The 3,614-nt window shown below is 56.1% G+C and carries 3 protein-coding genes and 1 pseudogene; all 4 read right to left on the bottom strand.

The window, feature by feature from the left end:
* Window positions 1-293: pseudogene (locus D1159_RS18495) on the bottom strand (recombinase family protein); the annotation flags it as partial.
* Between the two features lie 156 nt (window positions 294-449).
* Entirely contained in the window at window positions 450-842 is a 393-nt protein-coding gene (locus D1159_RS18490; RefSeq protein WP_161847066.1) for a recombinase family protein, read from the bottom strand.
* Window positions 832-2,445, bottom strand: coding sequence for a recombinase family protein (locus tag D1159_RS18485; protein ID WP_161847065.1), 1,614 nt, complete (start codon window positions 2,443-2,445; stop codon window positions 832-834). Before D1159_RS18485 ends, D1159_RS18490 begins: the two co-directional genes overlap by 11 nt.
* On the bottom strand, window positions 2,442-3,614 hold a 1,173-nt coding region (locus D1159_RS18480; RefSeq protein WP_161847064.1), incomplete at its 5' end, for a recombinase family protein. The genes D1159_RS18485 and D1159_RS18480, both read right to left, overlap by 4 nt.

Below are 3,614 nucleotides of genomic sequence, written 5' to 3'. Positions count from 1 at the left end.
TAAGCGTCCGTCACCCGCTTCTGAATGGTTTCCCGTTCCAGTTGGGCGAACACGATACAGATATTCAGCATGGCCCGGCCCATGGGCGTGGAGGTATCAAACTTTTCCGTGGAGGAAACAAACTCCACATTGTACTGCTGGAACAGTTCCATCATGTTGGCAAAATCCAGAATGGAACGGCTGATACGGTCAAGTTTGTAGACAATGACTTTCGCTATCAGGCCCTTTTTAATATCCCGCACCAACTCTTGAAACTTCGGGCGGTCTGTGTTCTTGCCGCTATATCCTTTGTCCGCTACTGTCAAGCCCGGAACAAAAAGAAAATGTAAATAAATTGTGAATGCTATTAGAAGCAGAACCTACATCTCAAAGTGCCTCTGTTGCAGATATAAAACCAGGGCCTTTCTGCCTGAACTCGCCAGACAGAAAAGCCCTAGTTTATGCCGCCGCTAATGCGCCCTGTCCAGAGGAATGCCGCTTGCTTTCACCAGCTCATGCAGTATCTCCGTTGAGGTCTGCGGAACCGTGCCATCGGCGCAGACCACCTCAACAAACTGGTCTTCCAGCCAGCGCAGATAAGCGTCTGTTTTGCCCATGTCCCGCCCCAGGCGGGAGAGGTCTGCCACCAGCAGGAGGTCGATTTTCCCATCAGCCACCGCTCCGGAAACCTCGGCCAGTCCCCGGCGGAAGAGGTCTAATCCACCGGCTTGTTCTGCGGTAATGCCCACAATCTCAAAGCCGTGCGCTTCCGCATAAACCTCCAAGCCGGCCTGTTGAACCGCCAGCGCGTGGGCGTCAGGGTGCGCCACCCTGCAATAAATCCAGGCCCTTTTATACTCCATCCTGATGCTCTCCTTGTAAATCAAGTATCAGCTTTTCCAGCTCATCCCGGTAGTTCCAGACCGTTTCAATCCGCCCGCCGGGGAAGACGCGGACCTCTTTCAAAACGTCCGCTGCAATCTCATCGGTAATCTCCTCTGCCTCCAGATACTTCCCAAAGGCAGAAACAAAGCCGTTTTGCAGGCTGCCGTCCGCGCCCATGTTGTCCAACGCGGCCTCCAATTCGCCGATCCGGGCGGCGGTATCGTCCCGCTGTTTGGCGGCGGCGGCTTTTGCGGCGAGGTATTCCCCCTTGCTGAGCTCCCCCAACGCAAAGGCTTCATACAGGCCATTGACCTGCTGGGAAAGGCGCTGGTGTGCCTCCCGCAGTCCGTCAAGGGATTTCTTCGCGGCGGCAATATCCTTTTTCCGGCCCTGGCGCTGTTCCTCCCATAACCGGCTCAGCTCCACCGCCATCAATGCCTGCGCATGGAGCCCTTCGGTCACAGTTTCCAGAATGTCAGCTTCCGGTATCCTGTCCCTGCAAGTATAGGCGGCGTTCATGCGGGAGGTGCGGCAAATGAAATACGGTGACGGCGGCTGCTGCACCCGTCTCATGGCATAGCCGCAGGTCCCGCAGCGGATTTTTTTCTGCAACGGATGATTATGATTTCTGACCGTACTGCCCTCAGAGGCCCGTATCGCCGCCTGGGCGCGGTCAAATTCTTCCCGAGTCACAATGCCCTCATGGGTATTTTCTACAACGATCCAGTCCTCCCGCTCAACCCGAACCACATGCGCGTGCCCAACCCTGTCACGAGTATGTTTTCCGTAAACAACCCTGCCAACATAGCGTTCATCCCGCAAAATACCGTAAATCAAACTGCCTGTCCAAAAGTTTTCGTCAAACAGATTGTTCCACTTGGTCCGGGAGCAGCCAGCCGCCCGCTTGTGAAGCATAGGAGTTGGTACGCCCTCAGCGTTAAGCTGCCTCGCAAGCTGTTCCTTCTTCTGACCGTTTGCAGTCAGCAGAAAGATCCGCCGCACCGTCTCCGCCGCCTCCGGGTCTATCACGAGACGGCTTTTGTCAGCCGGGTCCTTGACGTAGCCATAGGGAGCAAAGGGGGAAAGGAAGTCTCCCCGCTGGGCGCGGAACCGCTTTGCGCTGCGCACCTTCCGGGACAAATCCCGGCTGTACAGGTCATAGATCAGGGTTTTGAAGGAGGTCTCCAGGCTGTCAATATCGGCTGGCCGGATGCTGTCAAAGCCGTCGTTGACGGCGATGAACCGCACCCCCAGGAAGGGAAACACGCTGGAAATATAATTGCCAACCGTGAGATAATCACGGCCAAACCGGGACAAATCCTTGACCACGATACATTGGATTTTCCCCGCCCTCACCTGGGCGATCATCTCCTGAAAGCCAGGACGCTCAAAGTTTTTGCCGCTCCAGCCGTCGTCACAGAACTCGATTACATGGGTATCCGCCAGCTCCGGGGTGCGGCTGATAAAGGCGTCCAGTAAGTTTCTCTGGTTCGTGACGCTGTTGGATTCCGCCTTGCCGCCCTTTCCTAAATCATCGTCCTCCGAGGATAAGCGGATATATTTGGCAGTGATAACGCTCATACCGGCCCCGCCTCTCCCTCCGCCTCCAGCAGCCGGAGCAGAGCGTTGTATTCATCCCGGTAACGGAGCGTAACGCTGACGCGGTTTTCTGCGTCAATTTCCACCCGCTCAATGAGCGCGTGGGCCATGGCCTCCGTCAGCGCCCGTTCTTCCTTGAATTGACCGCAGGCGGTAAGCCAGGGGTTTTCCGTGGTCTGCTGGCGTTCGGTCCTCTGCCGCTGTTCCAGCTCATCCAGCCGGGCCTGGGCCCGCTCCATATCAGAGCGGTACTGCTGCTTCATTTCCGTGTACTCCCGCTCTGACATCAGCTTGCCGGCGTAATTCTGATACAAGCTGTCATGGAGCATTTCCGCACGGCTGAGGGACTGTTTTGCGGCGGCGATCTCCCGCTGGACCGCCGCCTCCCGGCCGGCCGCCCTTGCGGATTTACTGTACTGCCGTACCAGCTTGTCCAGATTTTCAGCCAGCGCAATTTCATGCTGTAAGGTATCCCAGAGAATTTCAATCAGCCTGGCCTCATGGAAATACTTCTTGGGGCAGGAGGCGGGATCATTGGAATGAGACTGGCAGATATAGACGTAGTAGCGCCTCCCCGTGCTGCCGTTCACGTTTTTGTACCGCACCAGAGGCCGTTTGCAGTCCGCGCAGCAGACCAGCTTTCGCAGAATGTTGGGGGTAGTCCCCAGCGTGTCATACTTCCCCTGCCGCTCGTGGTAAGCAGTTCTGGCCTTTTCAGCCATCTGCTGAACCGCTTGAAAGGTTTCTTCATCCACCAGAGGCTCATGGGTATTGCGGACAATCATCCACTCAGATTTCGGCACACGGTAGGGCTGTCTGCCCTCGGAGAACCCAGAACGTTTTCGGCCCTGCACCATATGTCCCAGATAAATCTCGCTGGACAGGATGTTCTTAATGGAGCATACCTTCCAAACCGCACCGGCATAGCGTTCCGATTTTGCGTTGCCCTTCAAATAGTGATACCGGCCAGGAGAAGGGATGTTCCGCTCGTTCAGCCTCCGGGCAATATTCTGATAGCTCATGCCGGAGCGCCGCCATTGAAAGATTTCCCGGACTACGGGCGCGGTTTCCTCATCCGGCTCAATCCGGTGATGATCGTCAGGGCACTTCTGATAGCCGTAAATCGCCCAGGTTCCGATAAATTCGCCGTT

Origin of the sequence: Pseudoflavonifractor sp. 524-17 (assembly GCF_009935845.1) — a bacterium.
In the GTDB taxonomy this organism is placed as follows: domain Bacteria; phylum Bacillota; class Clostridia; order Oscillospirales; family Oscillospiraceae; genus Pseudoflavonifractor_A.
This window is presented reverse-complemented; position numbering and strand designations above follow the sequence as displayed.

Excerpts from the sequence above, each read along its gene's own strand:
- D1159_RS18490 (WP_161847066.1), bottom strand. The coding sequence starts at position 842 with ATGGAGTATAAAAGGGCCTGGATTTATTGCAGGGTGGCGCACCCTGAC.
- D1159_RS18485 (WP_161847065.1), bottom strand. The coding sequence starts at position 2,445 with ATGAGCGTTATCACTGCCAAATATATCCGCTTATCCTCGGAGGACGAT.